This window comes from Pseudomonas sp. Marseille-QA0332 (assembly GCF_054950175.1).
Genome location: NZ_CM143106.1, coordinates 3436029 through 3462014, shown reverse-complemented (window position 1 = coordinate 3462014; position 25986 = coordinate 3436029). Strand labels below are relative to the sequence as shown.

Annotated in this window: 22 protein-coding genes; 6 read left to right on the top strand and 16 right to left on the bottom strand. The window is 61.0% G+C overall.

What is annotated here, in order from left to right:
* Positions 1-32: 32 nt before the first annotated feature.
* From atpB to rpmH, 11 genes are all read right to left on the bottom strand, one after another.
* Entirely contained in the window at positions 33-902 is an 870-nt protein-coding gene (gene atpB, locus ACY8GK_RS15940; RefSeq protein ID WP_196175371.1) for a F0F1 ATP synthase subunit A, read from the bottom strand.
* Positions 903-918: 16 nt separating this feature from the next.
* The gene (locus tag ACY8GK_RS15935) at positions 919-1326 is read right to left on the bottom strand and encodes a F0F1 ATP synthase subunit I (RefSeq protein ID WP_196175373.1); all 408 of its coding nucleotides are present in this window, start codon (positions 1324-1326) and stop codon (positions 919-921) included.
* Positions 1327-1475: 149 nt separating this feature from the next.
* Positions 1476-2348 (bottom strand): ParB/RepB/Spo0J family partition protein, encoded by an 873-nt coding sequence (locus ACY8GK_RS15930; RefSeq protein ID WP_196175376.1) that lies wholly within the window; start codon positions 2346-2348, stop codon positions 1476-1478.
* 9 nt (positions 2349-2357) lie between these two features.
* Positions 2358-3149 (bottom strand): ParA family protein, encoded by a 792-nt coding sequence (locus ACY8GK_RS15925; RefSeq protein WP_196175378.1) that lies wholly within the window; start codon positions 3147-3149, stop codon positions 2358-2360.
* An 18-nt stretch (positions 3150-3167) separates the two neighbouring features.
* The gene (gene rsmG, locus ACY8GK_RS15920) at positions 3168-3818 is read right to left on the bottom strand and encodes a 16S rRNA (guanine(527)-N(7))-methyltransferase RsmG (protein WP_462401605.1); all 651 of its coding nucleotides are present in this window, start codon (positions 3816-3818) and stop codon (positions 3168-3170) included.
* Entirely contained in the window at positions 3815-5707 is a 1893-nt protein-coding gene (gene mnmG, locus ACY8GK_RS15915; RefSeq protein WP_462401604.1) for a tRNA uridine-5-carboxymethylaminomethyl(34) synthesis enzyme MnmG, read from the bottom strand. Before mnmG ends, rsmG begins: the two co-directional genes overlap by 4 nt.
* A 503-nt stretch (positions 5708-6210) precedes the next feature.
* The gene (gene mnmE, locus ACY8GK_RS15910; protein ID WP_462401603.1) at positions 6211-7581 is read right to left on the bottom strand and encodes a tRNA uridine-5-carboxymethylaminomethyl(34) synthesis GTPase MnmE; all 1371 of its coding nucleotides are present in this window, start codon (positions 7579-7581) and stop codon (positions 6211-6213) included.
* A gap of 84 nt (positions 7582-7665) precedes the next feature.
* On the bottom strand, positions 7666-9342 hold the full coding sequence (gene yidC / locus ACY8GK_RS15905) for a membrane protein insertase YidC (RefSeq protein ID WP_462401602.1): 1677 nt from the start codon (positions 9340-9342) through the stop codon (positions 7666-7668).
* 2 nt (positions 9343-9344) lie between these two features.
* Positions 9345-9590 (bottom strand): membrane protein insertion efficiency factor YidD, encoded by a 246-nt coding sequence (gene yidD, locus ACY8GK_RS15900; RefSeq protein ID WP_196175388.1) that lies wholly within the window; start codon positions 9588-9590, stop codon positions 9345-9347.
* The gene (gene rnpA / locus ACY8GK_RS15895) at positions 9583-9987 is read right to left on the bottom strand and encodes a ribonuclease P protein component (RefSeq protein WP_462403033.1); all 405 of its coding nucleotides are present in this window, start codon (positions 9985-9987) and stop codon (positions 9583-9585) included. Before rnpA ends, yidD begins: the two co-directional genes overlap by 8 nt.
* A 13-nt stretch (positions 9988-10000) precedes the next feature.
* On the bottom strand, positions 10001-10135 hold the full coding sequence (rpmH, locus tag ACY8GK_RS15890) for a 50S ribosomal protein L34 (protein WP_003253163.1): 135 nt from the start codon (positions 10133-10135) through the stop codon (positions 10001-10003).
* Positions 10136-10712: 577 nt separating this feature from the next.
* On the opposite strand from rpmH, the gene dnaA reads away from it, so the two are divergent.
* The 4 genes from dnaA to gyrB are packed head-to-tail and all read left to right on the top strand — an operon-like array spanning position 10713 to position 16926.
* Positions 10713-12239, top strand: a complete 1527-nt coding sequence (gene dnaA, locus ACY8GK_RS15885; protein WP_196175390.1) for a chromosomal replication initiator protein DnaA — start codon at positions 10713-10715, stop codon at positions 12237-12239.
* Positions 12240-12278: 39 nt separating this feature from the next.
* Positions 12279-13382 (top strand): DNA polymerase III subunit beta, encoded by a 1104-nt coding sequence (gene dnaN / locus ACY8GK_RS15880; RefSeq protein WP_196175392.1) that lies wholly within the window; start codon positions 12279-12281, stop codon positions 13380-13382.
* 15 nt (positions 13383-13397) lie between these two features.
* Positions 13398-14501, top strand: a complete 1104-nt coding sequence (gene recF / locus ACY8GK_RS15875) for a DNA replication/repair protein RecF (protein ID WP_462401601.1) — start codon at positions 13398-13400, stop codon at positions 14499-14501.
* 4 nt (positions 14502-14505) lie between these two features.
* Positions 14506-16926, top strand: coding sequence for a DNA topoisomerase (ATP-hydrolyzing) subunit B (gyrB, locus tag ACY8GK_RS15870; protein WP_196175396.1), 2421 nt, complete (start codon positions 14506-14508; stop codon positions 16924-16926).
* Positions 16927-16980: 54 nt separating this feature from the next.
* On the opposite strand, the gene ACY8GK_RS15865 is transcribed toward gyrB, so the two are convergent.
* Positions 16981-17868, bottom strand: a complete 888-nt coding sequence (locus ACY8GK_RS15865) for a LysR family transcriptional regulator (protein ID WP_196175398.1) — start codon at positions 17866-17868, stop codon at positions 16981-16983.
* Between the two features lie 137 nt (positions 17869-18005).
* On the opposite strand from ACY8GK_RS15865, the gene ACY8GK_RS15860 reads away from it, so the two are divergent.
* Complete coding sequence (locus tag ACY8GK_RS15860; protein WP_462401600.1) at positions 18006-19655, top strand: GMC family oxidoreductase; 1650 nt, start codon at positions 18006-18008, stop codon at positions 19653-19655.
* Between the two features lie 98 nt (positions 19656-19753).
* Entirely contained in the window at positions 19754-21373 is a 1620-nt protein-coding gene (locus tag ACY8GK_RS15855) for an MFS transporter (RefSeq protein ID WP_196175402.1), read from the top strand.
* A 166-nt stretch (positions 21374-21539) separates the two neighbouring features.
* Here the strand turns inward: ACY8GK_RS15855 and ACY8GK_RS15850 are convergent, their stop codons facing one another.
* Genes ACY8GK_RS15850 through glyQ form a run of 4 tightly spaced genes read right to left on the bottom strand, consistent with a single transcriptional unit; the run spans position 21540 to position 25906 of the window.
* A complete protein-coding gene (locus ACY8GK_RS15850; protein WP_230375407.1) occupies positions 21540-22310 on the bottom strand; it encodes a lysophospholipid acyltransferase family protein in 771 nt (256 codons plus the stop codon).
* Between the two features lie 59 nt (positions 22311-22369).
* The gene (gene gmhB, locus ACY8GK_RS15845; protein WP_230375413.1) at positions 22370-22900 is read right to left on the bottom strand and encodes a D-glycero-beta-D-manno-heptose 1,7-bisphosphate 7-phosphatase; all 531 of its coding nucleotides are present in this window, start codon (positions 22898-22900) and stop codon (positions 22370-22372) included.
* 7 nt (positions 22901-22907) lie between these two features.
* Positions 22908-24962, bottom strand: a complete 2055-nt coding sequence (gene glyS, locus ACY8GK_RS15840) for a glycine--tRNA ligase subunit beta (protein ID WP_196175406.1) — start codon at positions 24960-24962, stop codon at positions 22908-22910.
* Positions 24959-25906 carry a glycine--tRNA ligase subunit alpha gene (glyQ, locus tag ACY8GK_RS15835; protein WP_196175408.1) on the bottom strand — a complete coding sequence of 316 codons (948 nt, stop codon included), beginning with the start codon at positions 25904-25906 and terminating at the stop codon, positions 24959-24961. The genes glyS and glyQ overlap by 4 nt, the downstream gene beginning before the upstream one ends.
* Positions 25907-25986: the final 80 nt, after the last annotated feature.

Genomic DNA, 25986 nt, shown 5'->3' with positions numbered 1-25986 from the left:
GCGAGGAAGGCCTTCAGACACGCCAGGCGGTCTTAATGGTTATCTTCATGGGCCATCGACAGGTAGACGATGGTCAGCATCATGAAGATGAAGGCTTGCAGGGTGATGATCAGGATGTGGAACACCGCCCACGCCCACTGCAGCACCACGCCCAGGCCGCTGAGCCAGAGGATGCCGGCACCGAACATCACCGCGATCAGGATGAACACCAGCTCGCCGGCATACATGTTGCCGAACAGACGCAGCGCCAGCGAGATCGGCTTGGCGATCAGGGTGACGAACTCGAGCAGGAAGTTGACCGGGATCAGCAGGATCTGCACGAAGATGTTCTTGCTGCCGAACGGGTGTAGGGTCAGCTCGCCGATGAACCCGCCCAGGCCCTTGACCTTGATGCTGTAGAAGATGATCAGGGCGAACACGCAGAACGCCATGGCCAGGGTCGCGTTCGGGTCGGTGGTCGAGACCGCGCGGAACGGGATGTGCGGGTCACCCGAGATCAGGATGGCCAGCTGCGGGATCCAGTCGACCGGCACCAGGTCGATGGCGTTCATCAGGAACACCCAGACGAAGATGGTCAAGGCCAGCGGGGCGATGACCGCGCTGCGACCGTGGAACGAGTCCTTGACGCTGCCGTTGACGAAGTCGACCAGCACTTCGACGAAGTTCTGCAGGCCGCTCGGCTGGCCGGAGGTGGCTTTCTTCGCCGCCATGCGGAAGATGAACAGGAAGATCAGACCCAGCGCGACGGACCAGCCCAGGGTGTCCAGGTGGAACGCCCAGAAGCCCATTGCCTTGGCTTCGGCGGCCGAATGGGCGAAGCCCCAGCTGCCGTCTGGTAGTTGACCGTAGGTCAGGTTCTGCAAGTGGTGCTGGATATAGCCCGAAGCGGTTTCTGCTGCCATGGTTGCCTCAAACGCCCTAAGGTCTCGAAAGTCTTTTATTCATCAGCAGGGGCGTGAACCAGCTGACCGACAAGGTCAGCACGAAGACGCCGAATACTGCCAACGGCGCCAATGGCTTCACTCCTGCGAAGGTCAATGCGAACAGCACTGCCGTCATAATCAATTTGCCTGCCTCGCCCGCGTAGAACGACCTGACGATGGCCTGCGCTGCCCTGGCCCCGCTGTAGCGAAAGGCCTTCCAGGCGAAATACACGTTCGGCAGCCAGGCGATCAGCCCTCCGCAGAGGCCCGAGTATCCGCTGACCGCGCCTTGCCACTGCCACAACACCATTGCTGCCAGCAGAAACACGATGCATTGAGCCAGCAGTACCGGAAAGACCGCCCAGCGATGGAATGGCAAGCGGTTCGGCGTGCGTGTTTCCATCACTGCTGCTCCTCGAAAGTCGACCTGCCAGCCAGCGATGACTTGGCATAATTTGTGCCGACAAAATGCGCGCAGAGTATAGGGGGGGATCCACCCCTATTCAACTATCGGGTAGTGATTTCCGACTACGCGCTACAATGGCAATTGTTTCAGCGAATGTGTGCAAGGACACCCTGCAACTCGTCCAGCGAGTTGTAGCGAATCACCAGCTGGCCCTTGCCCTTGTTGCCGTGGCGTATCTGTACCGCCGAGCCCAGGCGCTCTGCGAGCCGCTGCTCCAGGCGTGCGATGTCGGGGTCGGGACGAGCCGGTTCCACCGGTTCGGGCTTGCCAGTGAGCCACTGCCGGACCAGTGCTTCGGTCTGCCGCACGGTCAGCCCACGTGCGACAACATGTCGCGCCCCTTCGACCTGTCGTTCTTCGTCCAGACCGAGCAGCGCGCGGGCATGCCCCATCTCCAGGTCGCCATGGGCGAGCATGGTCTTGATCTCATCAGGCAAGCTGATCAGGCGCAACAGGTTGGCCACCGTCACCCGCGACTTGCCGACCGCATCGGCGACTTGCTGCTGGGTCAGCTCGAATTCCTGTTGAAGACGCTGCAACGCCATCGCTTCCTCGAGCGGGTTGAGGTCTTCGCGCTGGATGTTCTCGATCAGCGCCATGGCGATGGCCGCCTCGTCCGGCACTTCGCGAACCATTGCCGGGATGCTCTCCAGGCCAGCCTGCTGGGTCGCGCGCCAGCGGCGCTCGCCGGCGATGATCTCGTAGCGACCGCCTTCGATCGGACGTACCACGATCGGCTGCATCACGCCATGGCTGCGAATCGAATGCGCCAGTTCCTCCAGCGCCTGCGGGTCCATGTCGCGGCGCGGCTGGTACTTGCCACGCTGGATCAGGTCCACAGGCAGCTGCTGCAGCTCCTTCTGGTCGATCTTGACAGCCTGCTCCTCGAGCGCGCTGACGGAAGGACCACTGAGCAGTGCGTCCAATCCACGTCCGAGACCCCGTTTCTTGACGGCCATGCGGGTTCCTTAACTTGTCTGTGCAGTACGGGATTGACGACGTTGGCGACGGACCAGCTCGCCGGCGAGCGCCAGGTAGGCCTGGGCGCCACGCGACTGCTTGTCGTAGGCCAGGGCCGGCATCCCGAAACTGGGCGCCTCGGCAAGCCGGATGTTTCGCGGGATGACGGTGTCGTAGAGCTGCTCGCCGAAGTGCTCTTTGAGCTGGGCGGAAACATCGTTGTTCAGGCTCAGGCGCGGATCGTACATGGTTCGCAGCAGGCCCTCGATCTTCAGTGCGGGATTGAGCTTGGCGGCGATGCGCTTGATGTTGTCGACCAGGTCGCTCAGGCCCTCGAGCGCGTAATACTCGCACTGCATGGGGATGATCACCCCGTCGGAGGCGACCAGGGCGTTGAGCGTGAGCATCGACAGCGACGGCGGGCAGTCGATGAGGATGTAGTCGTAGTTGTCGCGGATCGGCGCCAGCGCATTGCGCAGACGACTCTCCTTGACCTGCATCTCGAGCAACACCACCTCGGCCGCGGTGAGATCCCGGTTGGCCGGCAGCAACTGGTAGTTGCCGTGCTCGGAGAAGTGCATGGCCTGGGCGAGGTCGCACTCGCCGATCAGCAGGTCATACACCGAGTGCTCCAGCACGTGCTTGTCCACGCCGCTGCCCATGGTGGCGTTGCCCTGTGGATCGAGATCGATCAGCAGCACCCGGCGCTTGGTCGCGGCCAGCGATGCGGCAAGATTGATGCAGGTGGTGGTCTTGCCCACGCCACCCTTCTGGTTCGCGATTGCGAATACCTTAGCCATTGTTGCGTGTGTTCCCAGTCATGCCTTGCGGCGCAGTATCAGTAGATGGCGTTGGCCTTGGCAACCCGGTACGGTCAAGGCGTGTTCGCTTTCCACTGTGAAGTCTGCCGGCAATGCTACCAGTTCATCGGCAGGATGCAGCCCTTTCATTGCAAGCCAGCGCGTTTCGACGTCGCCAAGGTGACGTGTCCAGCCGGTGAAGTTTTCCATGCTGCTGAATGCACGGGATATGATTCCGCAGAAAGGCCGTGGCGGCTGGAACGCTTCGACCCGGCTGTGGATAACCTGCAGGTTGTCCAGGCCCAGCTCCATCTTCACCTGAGTCAGGAAACGGGTCTTCTTGCCGTTGCTGTCAAGCAGGGTGACCTGCTTGCCAGGATGGAGAATGGCCAGCGGGATGCCGGGCATGCCCCCGCCGCTGCCGACATCCAGCCAGTGCTGGGTGTCGCTGTGGATAAACGACATGACGCTGAGGCTGTCGAGCAAATGTCGAGACACCATCTCGTCAGGGTCACGTACGGCCGTCAGGTTGTACGCTCTGTTCCACTTGATCAGCAACGCCAGGTAATCCAGCAGCCGCTGCTGCTGCTGGGCATCCAGCTTCACGCCCAGCTCGCGGGCACCTGTGGACAACTCTTGTGCATGTTGCGGGGTGACCAGGGCATTCAAGCGCTTTGCTCCAGTTCGCGGCCAGCGCCACGCTTTTTCAGATGGATGAGCAACAGGGAAATCGCCGCCGGCGTCACGCCAGGGATCCGGGACGCCTGGCCGAGCGTTTCCGGACGCGCCTGGCTGAGCTTGCCCTGGATCTCCTTGGACAGTCCGCAGATGCCGGAATAGTCGATATCCACAGGCAGGCGAGTATCTTCGCTGGCCCGCAGGCGGGCGATTTCTTCCTGCTGCCGATCGATGTAGCCGGCGTACTTGGTCTTGATTTCCACCTGCTCGGCAACCTGGGGATCGACCAGCGCGGCCCCTGTCGCCTCGACCAGCCCGGCGTAGTCCACTTCCGGACGAGTCAGCAGGCTGAGCAGGTTGTATTCGTGACTCAGCGGCGTGCCGAAGCGTTCGGCGATCGCTTCGCCCTGGGGCGTGTTTGGGCGAACCCAGGTGCTCCTGAGACGTTGTTCCTCGCGTTCGATGCCTTCGCGTTTGCTGCAGAAGGCCGCCCAGCGAGCGTCGTCGATCAACCCCAGTTCACGGCCTTGCTCGGTCAGGCGCAGGTCGGCGTTGTCTTCGCGCAGGATCAGACGGTATTCGGCGCGCGAAGTGAACATGCGGTACGGCTCCTGGGTGCCCAGGGTGATCAGGTCATCGACCAGCACTCCGATGTAGGCCTCGTCGCGGCGTGGACACCAGCTTTCACGGCCCTGCGCGCGCAAGGCGGCGTTGGTACCGGCCAGCAGGCCCTGCGCGCCGGCTTCTTCGTAGCCGGTGGTGCCGTTGATCTGCCCGGCGAAGAACAGGCCTCCGATGACCTTGGTCTCGAGGCTGTACTTGAGGTCACGCGGATCGAAGTAATCGTATTCGATGGCATAGCCGGGACGGACGATATGGGCGTTTTCCATGCCGCGGATCGAACGGACGACTTCCAGCTGCACGTCGAACGGCAGCGAAGTGGAGATCCCGTTGGGATACAGCTCGTGGGTCGTCAGGCCTTCGGGCTCTATGAACACCTGGTGGCTCTGCTTGTCGGCGAAACGATGGATCTTGTCCTCGATCGACGGGCAGTAGCGCGGGCCGATGCCTTCGATCATGCCTGAATACATCGGCGAGCGATCGAGATTGGCAGCGATGATCTCGTGGGTACGCGCGTTGGTGTGGGTGATCCAGCAACTGACCTGCCGTGGGTGCAGGTCGGCGCTACCCATGAAGGACATTACCGGGATGGGCGTATCGCCTGGCTGTTCGGTCATCACCGAGTAGTCCACCGAGCGGCCATCGATACGTGGCGGCGTCCCGGTCTTGAGCCTGCCGACCCGCAGCGGCAGCTCGCGCAGGCGATGCGCCAGGGCGATCGACGGTGGATCACCGGCGCGGCCGCCGGAATGGTTCTGCAGACCGATGTGGATAAGCCCGCCAAGGAAGGTCCCGGTGGTCAGCACCACGGCATCGGCGAAGAAGCGCAGGCCCATCTGGGTCACCACGCCCTTGACCTGGTCCTGCTCGACGATCAGGTCGTCGCACGACTGCTGGAATATCCACAGGTTGGGCTGGTTTTCCAGGATCTCCCGCACGACCGCCTTGTAGATGGCGCGGTCGGCCTGGGCGCGAGTAGCGCGTACCGCCGGGCCCTTGCGGTTGTTCAGGACGCGGAACTGGATGCCGCTCTTGTCGGTGGCCAACGCCATGGCACCACCGAGCGCATCGATCTCCTTGACCAGATGGCTCTTGCCAATGCCACCAATTGCTGGGTTACAGCTCATGTGACCGAGGGTTTCCACGTTATGGGTCAGCAACAGGGTCTTGGCCCCCATGCGTGCCGACGCAAGCGCAGCCTCGGTACCGGCATGGCCGCCGCCGATGACGATCACTTCAAAACGGGAAGGGAAATCCACCACGCACCTCGTGCCTGTTTCGCGAATAGAGAAGGTAAGCCGCCAAGTATAGGGACTTCAGAGGGTTACAGGAAAGCGTTTGGACAATTTTTGATCAGCCTGTGGATGAACGGCAAGCAATAGACATCATGAAGAGAAATTAAGAAAAGCTTGTTTTTATGTTTATTCTTAAGCACCACACCTTCTGTGGATAAATCTCTACAAGCCTTTGTTTGCACGATGTACAGAGATTTTGAAAGCTGTTATCCAAAGGCCCTGAACCCTCTGTATAACTCTGTTCATCCTGTGGACTGAATGGTTCGTTATGCACAGGGCGGTTTATGCACAGGCATGCTGGACGGGTTATCAACGGAGCTGCCGATAGGTTTTCCACAGGGCTCCGAAGGATGGGACGCGCTTGGATGGGGTCATACGTTCGCACTGGAGGGAAGCCGGAAGGGCAAGCAGGGCTGGAAGCGAACGAGAAAGGCCGACGTCACTGAGGGACGCCGACCAGCTGTGAGCTATTTACCGATACAGAAACTCGAGAAGATACGGCCGAGCAGATCATCCGAGCTGAAGGCGCCAGTGATCTCGCCAAGCGCGTGCTGCGCCTGGCGCAAGTCTTCGGCCAACAATTCACCAGCACCAGCCAGAGTCAGCTGGTCACGCCCGTGCTCCAGATGCGAACTGGCCTGGCGCAGCGCTTCGAGATGACGTCGGCGAGCGCTGAAGCTGCTTTCGGCGGTCTGTTCATACCCCATGCAGGACTTGAGATGTTCGCGCAACAGATCGAGGCTCATGGCGTCCTGGTTGGCACTCAAGGTGAGCGTGACGTGGCCGTCGGCGCTTTGCTCGAGCCCGACCACCTCGCCACTCAGGTCGGCCTTGTTCCTGATCAGGGTGACCTTGGCGGCATCCGGTCGCTCGGCGAGGAATTCCGGCCACAGGGCGAAGGGATCGTTCGCTTCCGGCGCGGTACTGTCGACGACCAGCAGGATCCGGTCGGCTTCACCAATCGCTTTGAGGGCGCGCTGCACGCCTATCTGCTCCACCTGGTCCTCGGTGGCACGCAGACCCGCGGTATCCACCACATGCAGTGGCATGCCATCGATGTGGATATGTTCACGAAGAATGTCTCGAGTGGTGCCGGCGATATCGGTCACGATGGCGGCTTCACGTCCGGCCAGCAGGTTCAGCAGGCTGGACTTGCCGGCGTTCGGCCGGCCGGCGATCACCACGGTCATGCCATCGCGCAGCAGAGCGCCCTGCCCGGCCTCGTGCCGTACTGTGGACAACTCTTGGCGGACGGCGTCGAGCATCGACAGCACATGTCCGTCGGCCAGAAAGTCGATCTCTTCCTCGGGAAAGTCGATCGCCGCCTCGACATAGATCCGCAAGGCGATGAGCGCTTCGTTGAGCTTGTGCACACGTTGCGAGAACGCCCCTTGCAGCGAACGCAAGGCATTGCGTGCCGCCTGGGCCGAACTGGCTTCGATGAGGTCGGCGATGGCTTCGGCCTGGGCCAGGTCGAGCTTGTCATTGAGAAAAGCCCGCTCGCTGAACTCGCCAGGACGGGCAAGCCTGCAACCATGTTGCACACAGGCCTGCAGCAACATGTCCAGGACCACCGGGCCGCCATGTCCATGCAGTTCGAGCACATCCTCCCCGGTAAACGAATGCGGTCCCGGGAAGAATAACGAGATGCCCTCGTCGAGGACTTGTCCGTCTCCGCCACGCAACGGGCCATAGTGGGCATGGCGTGGCGTCAGGCTGCGTCCGGTGACGGCTTGCCCGACCTTTCCGGCAAGCGGACCGGATAGCCTTACGATACCGACTCCGCCACGTCCTTGGGCCGTGGCGATGGCGGCAATGGTTTCACGCGTGGTGTTCATGCTTGCAAGCCTCTACGACGATTCGACAGATAACAAAAACGCCCCCGAAGGGGCGTTTCATTCACAGGCTAGCGCAGTCTGCCATCAGGCAGTGGCTTTCTTGCCTGCTTCGATCCTGCGAGTGATGAACCACTGCTGGGTGATGGACAGGCAATTGTTCACCACCCAGTACAGCACGAGACCTGCCGGGAACCACAGGAAGAAGAAGGTGAAGATGATCGGCATCATTTTCATCACCTTGGCCTGCATCGGGTCCGGTGGGGTCGGGTTCAGACGCTGCTGGAGGAACATGGTCGCGCCCATGATGATCGGCAGGATGAAGAACGGATCCTTGATCGACAGGTCGGTGATCCACAGGATCCACGGAGCCTGACGCATCTCGACGCTTTCCAGCAAGACCCAGTACAAGGCCAGGAAGACCGGCATCTGCACCAGGATCGGCAGACAGCCGCCCAGCGGATTGATCTTCTCCTTCTTGTACAGCTCCATCATTGCCTGGGACATCTTCTGGCGATCATCGCCGAATTGTTCCTTCAGCGCCTGCAGGCGAGGCGAAACCGCGCGCATGCGCGCCATCGAACGATAGCTGGCAGCCGAGAGCGGGAAGAACAGGCCCTTGATCAGCATGGTCAGGACGATGATGGACCAGCCCCAGTTACCCAGCAGGCTGTGGATATGTTGCAGCAGCCAGAAGATCGGCTGGGCAATGAACCAGAGGAAGCCGTAGTCGACGGTCAGTTCCAGGCCTGGGGACAACTCCTTGAGCTTGGACTGGATCTTCGGCCCCGCATACAGCGTCGCGCTGGTCTGAGCCTGCGCGCCCGCTGCCACGTTCAGCGCAGGTCCGGTGTAGCCGATGATGTAGTTGCCCTGGCTGTCCTTGCGGGTCTGGACGATGTTGCTGTCCGACTTCTCGGGAATCCAGGCGGTCACGAAGTAATGCTGCAGCCAGGCGACCCAGCCACCAGCGACGGTTTCCTTCAGGCTGCCCTTGTCGATGTCCTTCATCGATACTTTCTTGTAGGGCTCCGAACTCGTCCACAAGGCCGCGCCCAGATAGGTGGCGGTGCCGGTGGCTGTGCTCGAGGAAGGGTCGGAACTGGCGTCGCGCTTGAGCTGGGCGAACAGGTTGCCGGTCCAGGCCTGGCCACTCTGGTTGTCGATCAGGTAGGTGACGGTCAGGTCGTACTCGCCACGCTTGAAGCTGAAGCGCTTGGTGTAGTTGACACCGTTGGCGCTGAACTTGAGATCGACGTCCAGCTGCTCCTGGCCATCGGCGAGCTGGTAGCTGCGCCGCTCGACGCTGTAGAGCGGACGACCGGAGGCGCGGGCATCGGGACCGTTGACACCGGTCAGACCGCTCTGGGCCAGGTAGGTGCGTTCGTTGCCATTGTCGAACAGCTGGAACGGAATGTCCGGATGGTCCTGGCGACGCGGGTACTGCGGCAGGTTGAGCTGGACGATGTCACCACCAACCGGATCGATAGCCAGGTCGAGCACATCGGTCCTGACCCGTACCAGGTCCTTGCTGACAGCGGCAGGCGCCAGTTCGGCAGGGCTGGAGTCGGTACCGGTGCTCGGCACGTCGGCGTTCGCGCCATCGTTGCCGGCCGGAACGGTATCAGGCAGGGCTGGAGCCACGTTGCTGGAAGCAGTCTGGGTCGGCAGGGCAGCTTGGCCATAGTCCTGGTTCCACTTGAGAACCAGTACATAGGACACGATTGCCAGGGCGACGATCAGGATCGTGCGTTTAATATCCATGATTACTCGGCTATCGAAGGGGTTCGGGAGGAAGCGGCAGGCGGAACCGGGTCGAATCCGCCGTCATTCCAGGGGTGACAGCGTCCCAGGCGACGAACGGTCAGCCACCCGCCACGCAAGAGGCCGTGTGTCTCGATGGCTTCATAGGCGTAACAGGAACAGGAGGGGTAGAAACGACAGTGACTGGCCATCAATGGACTGATGGCGTAACGGTAGAACTGGATCGGAACGAGGGCCAGCTTACGCATCGTGACTGTCTACCCTTGCGGAATCGGCATTCGGCGCTGGAGTGGGCCGAATGCGGACCAGGCGCTTCCAGAGTTTCGCGAAGTGTTGGTGCAATTCTGGGTTTTCTGTCTCGCCCAACCCTCTGCGCGCGACGATCACGATATCCCAACCTGCAAGCATCTGCTGGTTCAGTCGGAAGGAATCGCGCATCAAGCGTTTGAGACGATTGCGCTGAACGGCGAGCTTGACGCTCTTCTTGCCGATCACCAGGCCAAGCCGTGGATGATCCAGCCCGTTCTCGCGGGCAAGGATAAGCAGGTTTTTCCCTGGAACCTTGCCGGTTGGGGAGTCGAAGACCGCTTTGAAATGTCGGGGTGTAAGCAGTCGCTTTTCCCGACTGAAGTCCTGACTCACCACCTGTGCCGGAAAATCAGATGGCCAGACGCTTGCGGCCTTTGGCACGACGACGCGACAGAACGGCGCGGCCATTCTTGGTAGCCATACGAGCACGGAAACCGTGAGTGCGAGCGCGCTTGATGGTGCTTGGTTGGAAAGTACGTTTCATGGCGTGTTACCTGGTTCGTCGACAACGGGCCGGAATGGCCCCCGTTTTAAGAGACCGGCGATTCTAGAGAAACGAAGGCCGTAGGTCAATTTCCAACCAGCTGTCCCTATAAGGAATGCAACCCGAACGAGCGATTCCGGACAGGCGGTAGCTTGTCGGCGGGAGGATGAAACAGAAAAAATAAGAGAGACATATAAAAGCTTTTCTGAAGAACTTATAACGCTTAAGGCGACCTGTTTCTGTGGATAAGTAGGTGTGGAGCCGTTATCACGGGGCTTTGCCGAGATTTCAACCCTGTCGGTAACAGGTGCTGCGGATGTGACGAGGCTGGTAAAAGTCTGTGGATTAAATGGTGTCTTATCCACACCGATATTATCCACAGGCTTTCCGGTAGGGTTGTGCATAGTGCTCAGGTGGGTTTATCCACAGAGCTTACCCACAATCCTGAAGGGATCGAAAGGGACTGTTCGGGGCGATCAACGGTGCGCGACGCGAAGCCGCATGTGGATAAGTGGACCTGCGCCCGCTACAATAGGCCGCTTGTATTTGCCGTATGGCTTTCAATCAGGGGATATCCGTGTCAGTGGAACTTTGGCAGCAATGCGTGGAGCTTTTGCGCGACGAACTGCCTGCCCAGCAATTCAACACCTGGATCCGTCCGCTTCAGGTCGAAGCCGAGGGCGACGAGTTGCGTGTGTACGCACCCAACCGGTTCGTACTCGACTGGGTCAATGAAAAGTACCTAGGCCGTCTCCTGGAGCTGTTGGGTGAGCACGGCAGCGGCAGCATGCCTGCACTCTCCTTGTTGATAGGCAGTCGCCGCAGCTCGGCGCCGCGAGCCGCGCCCAATGCCCCGGTAAGCGCGGCAGTGGCACAATCGCTGGCGCAGCAGTCGGCCAAGCCCGCGGAGCGGAACGAACCTGCTGCCGCAGCTGCGGTGGCCACGACACCGGTCATCGACGGCGACGGCGCGGTGATTCAGGACAGTTTCGAAACCCTGGACGAGGCACCAGCGCCCCCCGCTCCTCCCGCCGGTGGTCGCGCCGAGCCGCGCACGGTGCAGGTCGAGGGCGCGCTCAAGCACACCAGCTACCTGAACCGCACGTTCACCTTCGAGACATTCGTCGAGGGCAAGTCCAACCAGCTGGCGCGTGCCGCGGCCTGGCAGGTCGCGGACAACCCCAAGCATGGTTACAACCCACTCTTCCTTTATGGAGGCGTAGGCCTGGGCAAGACCCACCTGATGCATGCCGTCGGCAACCATCTGCTGAAGAAGAACCCCAATGCCAAGGTCGTCTACCTGCATTCGGAGCGATTCGTCGCCGACATGGTCAAGGCCTTGCAGCTCAATGCGATCAACGAGTTCAAGCGCTTCTACCGCTCGGTGGACGCTCTGCTGATCGACGACATCCAGTTCTTCGCGCGCAAGGAACGTTCTCAGGAAGAGTTCTTCCACACGTTCAACGCCCTGCTCGAAGGTGGCCAGCAAGTCATTCTCACCAGTGACCGGTACCCCAAGGAGATCGAAGGACTCGAGGAGCGCCTCAAGTCGCGTTTCGGCTGGGGGCTGACCGTGGCGGTCGAGCCACCCGAACTCGAGACCCGCGTGGCCATCCTCATGAAGAAGGCCGATCAGGCCAAGGTCGAGCTGCCGCATGATGCGGCCTTCTTCATCGCCCAGCGCATCCGCTCCAACGTGCGTGAACTCGAAGGCGCCTTGAAGCGGGTCATTGCCCACTCCCATTTCATGGGCCGTGACATCACCATCGAGCTGATTCGCGAGTCGCTCAAGGATCTGCTGGCCCTGCAGGACAAGCTGGTGAGCGTGGATAACATCCAGCGCACCGTGGCCGAGTACTACAAGATCAAGATCTCCGATCTGCTGTCCAAGCGCCGATCCCGGTCGGTGGCGCGTCCTCGCCAGGTGGCCATGGCCTTGTCCAAGGAACTGACCAACCACAGCCTGCCGGAAATCGGCGACATGTTCGGCGGACGCGACCACACCACGGTCTTGCATGCGTGCCGCAAGATCAACGAACTCAAGGAATCCGACGCGGACATTCGCGAGGACTACAAGAACCTGCTGCGTACGCTGACGACCTGAAGCCCGTCAGCACAGCTTTTTGAAGGCAAGGACTAGACCATGCATTTCACCATTCAACGTGAAGCCCTGTTGAAACCCCTGCAACTGGTCGCGGGCGTCGTCGAGCGCCGCCAGACCTTGCCGGTATTGTCCAATGTGCTGCTGGTCGTCCAGGGCCAGCAGCTTTCGCTGACCGGTACCGACCTGGAAGTCGAGCTCATCGGCCGCGTACAACTCGAAGAGCCCGCCGAACCGGGCGAGATCACCGTGCCGGCGCGCAAGCTCATGGACATCTGCAAGAGCCTGCCCAGCGATGTGCTGATCGATATCAAGCTCGACGAGCAGAAGCTGCTGGTCAAGGCCGGCCGAAGCCGTTTCACCCTATCCACGCTGCCAGCCAACGATTTCCCTACGGTCGAGGAAGGCCCCGGCTCGTTGACCTGCAATCTCGAACAGAGTCGACTGCGTCGCCTGATCGAGCGCACCAGCTTCGCCATGGCCCAGCAGGACGTGCGCTACTACCTCAACGGCATGCTGCTCGAAGTGTCCACCGATACCTTGCGCGCCGTGGCTACCGATGGCCACAGGCTGGCCTTGTGCGCCATGCATGCGCCGGTCGGTCAGGCCGACCGGCACCAGGTGATCGTGCCACGCAAGGGCATCCTTGAGCTGGCGCGGTTGCTTACCGACCCGGAGGGCATGGTCAGTATCGTGCTGGGCCAGCATCATATCCGCGCGACGACCGGCGAGTTCACCTTCACCTCGAAGCTGGTGGATGGCAAGTTCCCCGATTACGAACGTGTCCTGCCCAAGGGTGGCGACAAACTGGTTATCGGTGATCGACAGCTGTTGCGCGAAGCCTTCAGCCGCACCGCAATTCTCTCGAACGAGAAATATCGAGGCATTCGCCTGCAGCTTGCCAGCGGCCAGATGAAGATCCAGGCCAACAACCCTGAGCAGGAAGAAGCGGAAGAGGAAATCAGCGTCGACTATAACGGCGCCTCGCTGGAAATCGGTTTCAACGTCAGCTATCTGCTGGATGTGCTGGGTGTGATGACCACCGAGCAGGTGCGTCTGATATTGTCCGATTCAAACAGCAGTGCGCTTTTGCAAGAAGCGGGCAACGACGATTCGTCCTATGTTGTCATGCCGATGCGTCTCTGATCCGCAGTAGGCTGAATGTCTCTTCGACGCGTTTCCGTCACCGCGGTGCGCAACCTGCACCCGGTGACCTTCAACCCCTCCCCGCGTATCAACATCCTGTATGGCGCCAACGGCAGCGGTAAGACCAGCGTTTTGGAGGCTATCCATCTGCTGGGCCTTGCACGCTCATTTCGCAGCACGCGCCTGAACCCGGTCATCCAGGATGACCAGCCTACCTGCACCGTCTTTGGCCAGGTCGATTTGCTCGAGGGTGGCGTCAGCAATCTGGGCATCTCAAGAGACCGTCACGGAGAATTCTCCATCCGCATCGACGGACAAAATGCCAGAAGCACCGCGCAGCTTGCCGAAATACTGCCGTTGCAGCTGATCAACCCAGACAGTTTTCGTTTGCTTGAAGGTGCGCCGAAGATCCGAAGGCAGTTTCTCGATTGGGGCGTGTTCCACGTGGAACCTCGCTTCCTGGCTACCTGGCAACGTCTGCAGAAGGCGCTGCGACAAAGAAACTCCTGGCTACGGCATGGTACAATCGACCCAGCTTCTCAAGCTGCCTGGGACCGGGAATTGTGTTTGGCCAGTGCAGAAATAGACGACTTCCGCCGTGACTATATCAAGTCCTTGAAACCGGTCTTCGAGCAGATTCTGAGCGAATTGATCGACCTCAAGGGACTCACGTTGAGCTATTACCGAGGCTGGGACAAGGATCGCGACCTGATGGACGTTCTTGCTTCGTCATTGGTGCGTGACCAACACCTCGGTCATACCCAGGCCGGGCCGCAACGAGCGGATCTTCGCCTGAGACTCGGTACCCACAACGCTGCGGATATCCTTTCCAGGGGACAGCAGAAACTGGTTGTCTGCGCCTTGCGGATCGCGCAAGGACATCTGGTCAGCCAGGCTCGTCGCGGCCAGTGCATTTACCTGGTGGATGATTTGCCGTCCGAGCTGGACGAGCAACATCGTAGAGCCTTGTGCCGCTTGCTTGAAGAATTGAACTGCCAGGTTTTCATCACCTGCGTAGATGACGACTTACTGAGGGACGGCTGGCAAAGCGAAACGCCAGTTGCCTTGTTCCACGTGGAACAAGGGCATATCACCCAGACCCACGACCATCGGGAGTGAAGGCATGAGCGACAATCAAACATACGACTCTTCCAGCATCAAGGTGCTGAAAGGGCTGGATGCCGTGCGTAAGCGCCCCGGCATGTACATTGGCGATACCGATGATGGAAGCGGCCTGCACCACATGGTCTTCGAGGTCGTCGATAACTCGATCGACGAAGCCTTGGCAGGTCATTGCGATGACATCACGGTGATCATTCATCCTGATGAATCGATCAGCGTACGCGACAACGGCCGGGGCATCCCGGTCGATGTACACAAGGAAGAAGGCGTGTCTGCAGCAGAGGTCATCATGACCGTGCTCCACGCTGGCGGCAAGTTCGATGACAACTCCTATAAGGTGTCAGGTGGCCTGCACGGTGTAGGTGTTTCGGTAGTGAATGCCTTGTCGGAAAAGCTGGTATTGACCGTACGTCGCAGCGGAAAGATCTGGGAGCAGACCTACGTGCACGGTGTGCCACAGGCGCCGATGGCCATCGTCGGTGACAGCGAGACCACCGGTACCCACATCCACTTCAAGCCTTCGGCGGAAACCTTCAAGAATATCCATTTCAGCTGGGACATCCTGGCCAAGCGGATTCGCGAGCTGTCATTCCTGAACTCTGGCGTTGGCATCCTTCTCAAGGATGAGCGCTCCGGCAAGGAAGAGTTCTTCAAGTACGAGGGGGGGCTGAGCGCTTTCGTCGAGTATCTGAATACCAACAAGAACCCGGTCAATGCCCAGGTCTTCCACTTCAATGTCCAGCGTGACGACGGGGTGGGCGTGGAAGTGGCCTTGCAGTGGAACGACAGTTTCAACGAGAACCTGTTGTGCTTCACCAACAACATTCCGCAGCGTGATGGCGGTACGCACCTGGTCGGCTTCCGTTCGGCCCTGACGCGCAACCTGAACAACTACATTGAGCAGGAAGGCCTGGCGAAGAAGAACAAGGTTTCCACCACCGGTGATGATGCGCGTGAGGGCTTGACCGCGATCATTTCCGTGAAGGTGCCCGATCCCAAGTTCAGCTCCCAGACCAAGGACAAGCTGGTTTCCTCGGAAGTGAAGACTGCCGTGGAACAGGAGATGAACAAGTACTTCGCGGACTTCCTGCTGGAGAATCCGAACGAAGCCAAGGCGGTCGTCGGCAAGATGATCGATGCGGCACGGGCGCGCGAGGCAGCGCGAAAAGCGCGGGAGATGACCCGTCGCAAGGGCGCCTTGGACATCGCGGGCTTGCCAGGCAAGCTGGCGGACTGTCAGGAAAAGGACCCTGCCCTTTCCGAACTCTACCTGGTGGAGGGTGACTCCGCCGGTGGTTCGGCAAAGCAAGGTCGCAACCGCAAGACCCAGGCCATCCTGCCGCTCAAGGGCAAGATCCTCAACGTCGAGAAAGCACGCTTCGACAAGATGATCTCGTCCCAGGAAGTGGGCACCCTGATCACTGCCTTGGGCTGCGGGATCGGCCGCGAAGAATACAACATCGACAAGCTGCGCTATCACAACATCATCATCATGACCGATGCTGACGTCGACGGTTCGCACATTCGTACCTTGCTGCTGACGTTCTTCTTCCGTCAGTTGCCGGAGCTGGTCGAGCGCGGCTACATCTATATTGCCCAGCCGCCACTGTACAAGGTCAAGAAAGGCAAGCAGGAGCAGTACATCAAGGACGACGAGGCCATGGAAGAATACATGACCCAGTCGGCCCTGGAAGACGCCAGCTTGCACCTGGACGAATCCGCACCTGCTGTGGCCGGTGTCGAGCTGGAGCGCCTGGTCAACGAGTTCCGCTCGGTGATGAAGACCCTCAAGCGTCTGTCGCGCCTGTATCCGCAGGAGCTGACCGAACACTTCATCTACCTGCCCGAAGTGACGCTCGAGCAACTGGGTGAGCATTCGGTCATGCAGGGTTGGCTGGACAAGTTCCAGGCGCGCCTGAACAACAGCCAGAAGTCCGGTTTGGTCTACAAGGCCAGCCTGCGTGAGGACAAGGAGCGCAATGTCTGGCTGCCTGAGGTCGAAATCACCTCGCACGGCCTGGCCAGCTATGTGACCTTCAACCGCGACTTCTTCGGCAGCAACGACTACCGTTCTGTCGTGACCCTGGGCGCCCGCCTCGCCACCCTGCTGGGTGAAGGTGCCTACGTCCAGCGTGGCGAGCGCAAGAAGTCTATCCAGGAGTTCAAGGAAGCCCTGGACTGGTTGATGAACGAGAGCACCAAGCGCCACACCATCCAGCGCTACAAGGGGTTGGGCGAGATGAACCCGGACCAGCTATGGGAAACCACCATGGATCCGAACGTGCGGCGCATGCTGAGGGTGACGATCGAGGACGCGATTGCCGCGGACCAGATCTTCAACACCCTGATGGGCGACGCAGTGGAACCGCGCCGCGAGTTCATCGAAGACAATGCGTTGGCGGTATCGAACCTGGACTTCTGATCCAACCGATGCGTCGTCAAGCCCCAGCCCGCGCTGGGGCTTTCTTTTTCTGGCTCACTGAGCCAGCAACTCCCCCTGCGCCCCGGCGCAGAGCTGCAACAGATAATCCCATACCACGCGCAAGCGAACCGACTTGTGCAGCTCCCGGCGCGTGCTGATCCAGTAGCTGCGCTGGATCGTCTCGCCAGGCAGTATGCGAACCAGCGTCGGGTCAAGGCGCGCCATGTAGTTGGGCAGCACCGCAATGCCGAGCCCGGCGCGCGCGGCCTGCTGCTGGGCGATCACGCTGGTGCTGCGAAACACTACGTTGGGCGTGCGACAGAAGCTGTTGAGCAATAGCAGCTCCTGGCTGAACAGCAGGTCGTCCACGTAACCGATCCAGCTGTGCCGCGCCAGGTCTTCCCGTGTCTCCAAGGGTGGCGCCTGGTCGAGGTACGTCCGGCTGGCATAGAGTGCCAGGCGATAGTCGGTAAGTTTGCGGGTGATCAGCAGGTCGGTGCCGGGCCGTTCCAGGTGGATGCTGATTTCCGCTTCGCGATTGAGAATGCTGACGAAGCGTGGCACGGCGACCAGTTCCACCTCAAGGCCAGGATAGCGTTCGAACAAGGCGTTCATGCGTGGCGTGAAGAACATGATGCCAATGCCTTCGGTTACCCCAAGACGGATCTTGCCCAGTGGCGTGATGCTCTGGGTAATTTCCTCCTGGGCCAGCAAGGCGACGTTCTCCATGGCTTCGGCATGCTTGAGCAGGGCCTGGCCCGAGGGCGTCAGGTCGAAGCCCTGGGCGTGCTGCACGAACAGCGCGGTGCCCAGGCTCTTCTCGATGTTCTCGATATGCCGGGCCACCGTGCTATGGGTGGTGTTCAGACGCTTGGCAGCCGTGAGCAGACGGCCGCTGCGCTGCAACTCGAGAAAGAACCGCAGATCATTCCAGTCGAACATGCTTTTCCTTGTGAAGCGGTCGTTCACGGGCGTTGTGTCAAAACGCACAGCAGTTGCGCGAAATCTAACGTTTTCACTGCGAAATTAATCAATAAGATTACAGGGGACAAGAACAATAAGCAGGCGCGAGGTTGCACATGCCATCAGCCGATTCTGTCTTCGATTACGTAATCGTGGGGGCCGGCCCCGCCGGTTGCCTACTGGCCAATCGACTTTCCGCGGACCCATCGTGCCGGGTGGCGCTGCTCGAAGCCGGCGGCCGTGATACCTATCCCTGGATCCATGTCCCTGTCGGTTATCTCTATTGCATCGGCAACCCGCGTACGGACTGGTGCTTCAAGACCGAGCCGCAGCCTGGCCTGGCAGGCCGCAGCCTGGGATATCCGCGAGGCAAGGTACTGGGAGGTTGCTCCTCGATCAACGGCATGATCTACATGCGTGGCCAGGCCGCCGACTATGACGGCTGGGCGGCACAAGGCAATCCAGGTTGGGCCTGGAAGGACGTGCTGCCGTTGTTCAAGGCCGGGGAAAATCATTTCGCCGGTGCGTGCGAAGCCCATGGTGCCGAGGGCGAATGGCGCGTGGAACAGCAGCGCTACAGCTGGCCGATCCTCGATGCATTCCGTGACGCCGCCGAGCAGTCCGGCATTGCCAAGATCGATGATTTCAACACCGGCGACAACCAGGGGTGCGGCTATTTCCAAGTCAACCAGCGCAGCGGCATCCGCTGGAATTCCGCCAAGGCGTTCCTGCGTCCGGTGCTGCGCCGTCCTAACCTCACCGTGCTGACCCAGGTCCAGGTCGATCGCATCCTGCTCGACACCACGCGCGCCAAGGCAGTCAGGGCCCTGCACGAAGGCCGCTGGCATGAGTTCGGGGCTCGTCGGGAAATCATCCTGTGTGCCGGTGCGGTGGGCTCGCCGGGCATCCTGCAACGCTCCGGCATTGGCCCGCGACGGCTGCTCGAAAGCCTCGGTATCGGAGTACGCCATGAGCTTCCCGGGGTTGGCGGCAACCTTCAGGATCATCTGCAACTACGGCTGATCTACCGGGTCCGTGATACCCGTACCCTGAACCAGATGGCCGGGAGTCTGTGGGGCAAGATGGGCATGGGCTTGCGTTATCTGTATGACCGTACCGGCCCGCTGGCCATGGCACCGAGCCAGCTGGGCGCGTTCGTCCGTTCCGGCCCCGAGCAGACCACGGCCAACCTGCAATACCACGTACAGCCGCTGTCCCTCGACCGGTTCGGCGAACCCTTGCACACCTTTCCGGCCTTTACCGCCTCGGTCTGCAACTTGCGCCCGATGAGTCGCGGCCGGGTGGATATCCGCTCCTGCGACATGGCCGAGCCACCCTCGATCGATCCCAACTACCTCAGCGACCCGCAGGATCTGCAGGTAGCCGCCGATGCCATCCGCCTGACTCGGCGAATCGTCCAGGCCCCTGCCCTTGCGCGGTTCGATCCCCAGGAATACCTGCCAGGCACGCATCTGCAAAGTACCGAGCAGCTTCACGAGGCGGCCAGCCAGATCGGCACGACCATCTTCCACCCCGTGGGCACCTGCCGCATGGGAAGCGGCACCCTCGATGTGGTCGACAGTCAGTTGCGGGTGCACGGCGTGCCTGGCCTGCGCATAGCCGATGCATCGATCATGCCGCTGATCGTTTCAGGCAATACCTGTTCACCGACGCTCATGATCGCTGAGAAGGCCGCTCGCCTGATACTCGATCAGGCCAAAAGCAGTACGTGCCTGATCGACGAGCGCGTTGTACCGGCACCCTGACCAGGGTACGGGCTTTATCGGCAGCCCAGCGGTCGGAGGCTGCCACAGTGGAACAACAACAATTATTCACTGGGGCCTGCGGGCCGAGGACAGCAACGATGTCGGACTACATCCAGGAACAGGGCGCGGCCGTGGCTCGCGCCGATCACCGTGAGGAGCGCAAGGTCATCTTCGCCTCCTCGCTGGGAACGGTCTTCGAATGGTATGACTTCTTTCTGTACGGGGCGTTGGCGGCCGTCATCAGCAAGCAGTTCTTCGCCGGCGTGAACGAAACCACGGCATTCATCTTCGCCCTGATGGCCTTCGCGGCAGGTTTCCTGGTAAGGCCCTTCGGCGCATTGGTATTCGGTCGCCTGGGTGACATGATCGGACGCAAATACACCTTCCTGGTCACCATCGTGCTCATGGGGCTGTCCACGTTCGCGGTCGGCCTGTTGCCCACTTATGCCAGCATTGGCATCGCCGCCCCCATCATCCTGGTGGTACTGCGCATGCTGCAAGGTCTGGCACTGGGCGGCGAGTACGGTGGGGCCGCCACCTACGTGGCCGAACACGCACCGCCTGGCAAGCGAGGCTTCCATACCGGGTTCATCCAGTCGACCGCGACGCTGGGGCTGCTGCTTTCGCTGGTCGTGGTGCTGGGCAGCCGCTATGTCAGCGGCGACGAGTTCGAGACCTGGGGCTGGCGCCTGCCCTTCCTGCTGTCGATCATCCTGCTCGCCATCTCGACCTGGATTCGCATGAGCATGGAAGAGTCGCCTGCCTTCGTGCGCATGAAGGCCGAAGGCAAGGTGAGCAAGTCGCCGATCCGCGAGTCGTTCACTTCCTGGCCCAACCTCAAGGTGGTGCTGACCGCTCTGTTCAGCATCAATGCCGGACAGGCGGTGACCTTCTACACCGCGCAGTTCTATGTGCTGTTCTTCATGACGCAAATGCTGAAGATGGATCCGGCCCAGGCCAACACGCTGCTCATCATCAGCGTCATCATCGGCGCGCCGTTCTTCGTCTTCTTCGGCTGGCTGTCGGATCGCGTCGGTCGCAAGCCGATCCTCATGCTTGGCTTGCTGTTGGCCACCGTACTGTACTTTCCTCTGTTCAAGGCGCTCAGTCATTACGCCAATCCCCAGATCGACGCTGCCAGCCGGCAGGCCCCTATCGTCGTCAGCGCCGATCCGCAAGGATGCACCTTCCAGTTCGATCCCGTCGGCAAGGCCCGTTTCGACAGCCCTTGCGACAAGGTCAAGACGTTCCTGGTCAAGCAGGGCCTGCCCTACAGCTCCAAGGATGTGACGGGTAGCGCGGTCACGGTGAGCATTGGCGAAACGACCATCGACGGCTACGACGAGGCCGCCATGCGCCAAGCGATCAGCGCGGCCGGTTATCCGGCCAAGGCCGATCCGGCGCAGGTCAACCAGGTCATGGTCGTGGTCTTGATCGTCGCGATGATCCTGATCGCCACCATGACCTACGGGCCCCTGGCCGCCGTGATGGTGGAGCTTTTCCCGACGCGCATACGCTACACCTCGATGTCCCTGCCCTATCACATTGGCAACGGCTGGTTTGGCGGATTCCTCCCAACCGTGTCCTTTGCCTTGGTGGTGTACACCGGGGATATCTTCTATGGATTGTGGTATCCCGTTTTGATCACGGGCGTCAGCCTGTTGGTTGGGATTTTCTGTCTCAAGGAAACGCGCAAGGTGGATATCGACAAGGTCTGAACCGCAACCATGAAAAACCGGCTTAAACGCCGGTTTTTTTATACCTCGGAAAAACTTATGCACGAATTTCAGAAATTCGTCATACACACAAATATCTTTTAAATTCAAAGAGTTACTGTGCTTTTAGGCAATTAATCCAAAAAAAGTACACAAGTTATCCACAATTCTAGGCGATTGGTTCGGATGGGTTCTCCGCAACCGGGGCAAGCGACCCCAAGGCGCGCTGGGTGGCCTCGTTCCAGGCAGCGACACGGTCATTGAGTTCTGCGATGGCGCGTGGGCCGCTGCCGTTGGCGAACATCGGTTCGCCAATCACCACCTCGATGGTCCCCGGCCGCTTGCCCCAGCCGTCACGTGGCCAGAACTTGCCGGCATTGTGGGCGATGGGCAGTACCGGCAAGCCAGCATTGACCGCCAGGGCAGTCCCGCCACGCGAGAATTTGCCAACCTGCCCATACGGCACACGCGTACCTTCAGGGAAGATCAGCACCCAGACACCCTCCTTGAGCAGGGCGTCGCCCTTGTTGGCTACCTGGCGCAAGGCTTCCTTGGGGTTGTCACGATTGATGGCGATGGGCCGCAGCATGGCCATGGCCCAGCCGAAGAACGGCACGTACAGCAGTTCACGCTTGAGCACCTGGCTCAAGGGTTCGAAATAGGCGGAGAGAAAAAACGTCTCCCAAGTACTCTGGTGGTTGGCCAGGATCACGCAGGGTTGCTGCGGCACGTTCTGCGCGCCAGTGATCTTGTAGCGGATCCCCAGTACGACACGCGCCAGCAGCACGGCGAAACGGCACCAGTACACGTTGATGAAGCGGTAGCGCTGACGGAAGGACAGCAGCGGTGCAACGATGAAACTCAGCGAGCACCACAGCAGCGAACTGGTCCCCAGCAGCAGGTAAAAAAGAAGGATTCTGATCGCCTGCAGGATCGACATAGTGACATGTACCATTTGCGGGGGTTGCCCGTCTTGAGAAGAGTGCGCCGAATGGCGCACTACCGAACCAGTGTTCCGGCAATCGCTGCCAGGTCGTCGAAAACCAGTGTGCCCTGCGGCACGCCCTTGTCCAGGGTCCGCGCGCCCTTGCCGGTCCTGACCAGGACTGGCTGGGCACCCACGGCCAGGGCGGCATCCAGGTCGCCCGTGCTGTCGCCGACGAACCATACCCCGGCCAGATCGACCTGGTAATGCTCGGCGATGGCTTGCAGCATGCCTGGCTTGGGCTTGCGACAGTCGCAGCTGTCGTCCGGACCATGCGGGCAGTGCACGATCAGCCCCAGTTCCCCACCCTGCTCGGCGACCAGCCCGCGCAGACGCGCATGCATGGCCTCGAGCGTGGACAAAGGATAGTAGCCGCGAGCGATGCCGGACTGGTTGGTGGCCACCGCCACCGTCCAGCCAGCCTTGCTCAACCGTGCGATCGCCTCGATCGAACCGGGGATGGGAATCCATTCCTCCAGCGACTTGATGTAGGCATCGGAGTCATGGTTGATCACTCCGTCTCGATCAAGGATCAGCAGCTTCAAGGCCCGGCTACCCCAGCAGCGAGATGTCGGCCACGCCCAGGAACAGGCCGCGCAGACGGCTGAGCAGGGCGTAACGGTTGGCGCGCACGCTGGCATCCTCGGCATTGACCATCACCGCCTCGAAGAAGGCGTCGACAGGTTCGCGCAAGGCGGCCAGGCGGGCCAGCGATTCCTTGTACTGGCGAGCCGCGGCCATGGGCTGCACGGCATGGTCGGCCTGCTGGATGGCCGAGTACAGGGAGAACTCGTTGGCGTTGTCGAAGTACTTTGGTTCGACCTGGGCGGCGATCGCGCCTTCGGCCTTGCTCAACAGGTTCGATACACGCTTGTTCACCGCCGCCAGGGCATCGGCCTCGGGCAGCTGGCGGAAAGCCTGCACAGCCTGTACGCGCTGGTCGAAGTCCAGGGCCGAGCCCGGCTTGAGTGCGCGCACCGACAGGTAGGTCGCCACATCGACGCCTTCGTCCTCATAGCGCGCGCGCAGACGGTCAAAGATGAACTCCAGCACCTGGTCGGCCAGGCCCGCTTCCTTGACCTTGCCGCCGTACTGGACGACGGCGAAGCTCACGGCATCGGTCAGGTCCAGGTCCAGCTGCTTGTCGATCAGGATGCGCAGGATGCCGAGCGCGGCACGACGCAGGGCGTACGGGTCCTTGCTGCCGGTAGGCAGCATGCCGATGCCGAAGATACCAACCAGGGTATCGAGCTTGTCGGCGATGGCGACCGCCGCGCCGGTCAAGGTCCTGGGCAGTTCGGCACCCGCACCGCGAGGCATGTACTGCTCGTTCAGCGCTTGCGCGACGTCTTCCGGCTCGCCGTCATGGGTGGCGTAGTAGTAACCGGCGATGCCCTGCATTTCCGGGAACTCGCCCACCATTTCGGTGGCCAGGTCGCACTTGGACAACAGGCCGGCACGACCGGCGCGCTGGGCATCGCCGCCCAGGTGCGGGGCGATGAATGCGGCCAGGCGCGAAACCCGCTCGGCCTTGTCGAACACGCTGCCCAGCTGGGCCTGGAACACCACGTTCTTCAAGCGCTCGTTGAAGCTTTCCAGCGGCTGTTTCTTGTCCTGGTTGAAGAAGAACTCGGCATCGGTCAGGCGTGGACGCACGACTTTCTCGTTGCCCAGCACGATCTGCCGCGGATCGCGGCTCTCGACGTTGGCCACGGTGATGAAGCGCGGCAGCAGCTTGCCTTCGCTGTCGAGCAGGCAGAAGTACTTCTGGTTGTCCTGCATGGTGGTGATCAGGGCTTCCTGCGGCACGTCGAGGAAGCGTTCCTCGAACGAGCACACCAGTGGCACCGGCCATTCGACCAGGGCGGTGACCTCGTCGAGCAGGCCCGGCGGCACGATCGCGCTACCTTCCTGCTGCATCGCCAGCTCCGCGGTACGCTTGGCGATCAGTTCGCGGCGCTCGGCGAAGTCGGCCAGCACATAGGCCTTGCGCAGGGCTTCCTGGTAGTCGGCGGGCATGCCGATGGTGACGTTTTCCGGGTGGTGGAAGCGGTGCCCGCGCGACTCGCGGCCGGCCTTCTGGCCCAGCAGGGTGCAATCGACCACCTGGTCACCGAGCAGCATCACCAGCCACTGGGTCGGACGGACGAATTCCTCGCGGCTGGCGCCCCAGCGCATGCGCTTGGGAATCGGCAGGTCGTTGAGCGAATCCTCGACGATGGTCGGCAGCAGACTGGCGCTCGGCTTGCCCGGAATGTGCTGGGAAAAGCGCAGCTTCGGGCCGCTCTGGTCGATGTCCGCCAGTTCGACACCGCACTTCTTGGCGAAGCCCAGGGCGGCCTGGGTCGGGTTGCCGTCGGCATCGAAGGCTGCCTGGCGAGGCGGGCCATCGATGTTGATGCTGCGGTCCGGCTGCTGCACGTCCAGCTGGCTGATCAGCACGGCCAGGCGGCGCGGCGCGGCGAAGACGCGCTTGCCGGTGTAGTTCAGGCCGGCGGCCTGCAGGCCCTTCTCGATGCCTGCCAGGAATGCGTCGCCGAGGCTGGCGAGCGCCTTGGGTGGCAGCTCTTCGGTGCCCAGTTCGACCAGGAAATCTTGTGCACTCATTGTGCCGCCTCCAGCTTAGCCAACACTTCGTCACGCAGTTCAGGGGGTGCCATCGGGAAGCCCAGGCGCGCACGGGCTTGCAGGTAGCTTTGCGCCACGTCGCGGGCCAGGGTCCGCACGCGCAGGATGTAGCGCTGGCGTTCGGTGACCGAGATGGCACGACGGGCATCGAGCAGGTTGAAGGTGTGCGAAGCCTTCAGCACCATTTCGTAGGTCGGCAGCGGCAGCTCCAGCTTGATCAGCCGGTTGGCCTCGCTTTCGTAGAAGTCGAACAGTTCGAAGAGCTTCTCGACGTTGGCGTGCTCGAAGTTGTAGGTCGACTGTTCCACCTCGTTCTGGTGGAACACATCGCCATAGGTGACCTTGCCGAACGGGCCGTCGGCCCATACCAGGTCATACACCGAATCGACCCCCTGCAGGTACATGGCCAGGCGCTCCAGGCCATAGGTGATCTCGCCGGTCACCGGGTAGCACTCGATGCCGCCGGCCTGCTGGAAGTAGGTGAACTGGGTGACCTCCATGCCGTTGAGCCAGATTTCCCAACCCAGGCCCCAGGCGCCGAGCGTCGGCGATTCCCAGTTGTCCTCGACGAAGCGCACGTCGTGCACCAGCGGGTCCAGACCGATCGCCTTCAGCGAGCCCAGGTAGAGTTCCTGGAAGTTGGCCGGGTTCGGCTTGAGCACCACTTGGAACTGGTAGTAGTGCTGCAGACGGTTGGGGTTTTCGCCATACCGTCCGTCGGCCGGGCGACGGCTGGGCTGCACGTAGGCGGCGTTCCAGCTTTCCGGGCCGACGGCGCGCAGGAACGTGGCGGTATGGAAAGTGCCGGCGCCTACTTCCATATCGTAGGGCTGAAGCACCACACAACCTTGCTCGGCCCAGTATTGCTGCAGGGCGAGGATCAGGTCTTGGAAGGTACGCACGGCTGGCGTAGGCTGGCTCACGAAATTCACCTGTATCGAGGGATGCGGATGTAAAGAGCGGGAGTATAACCCGATTCGTCCGTCCCTCTACCTTTGGAGCC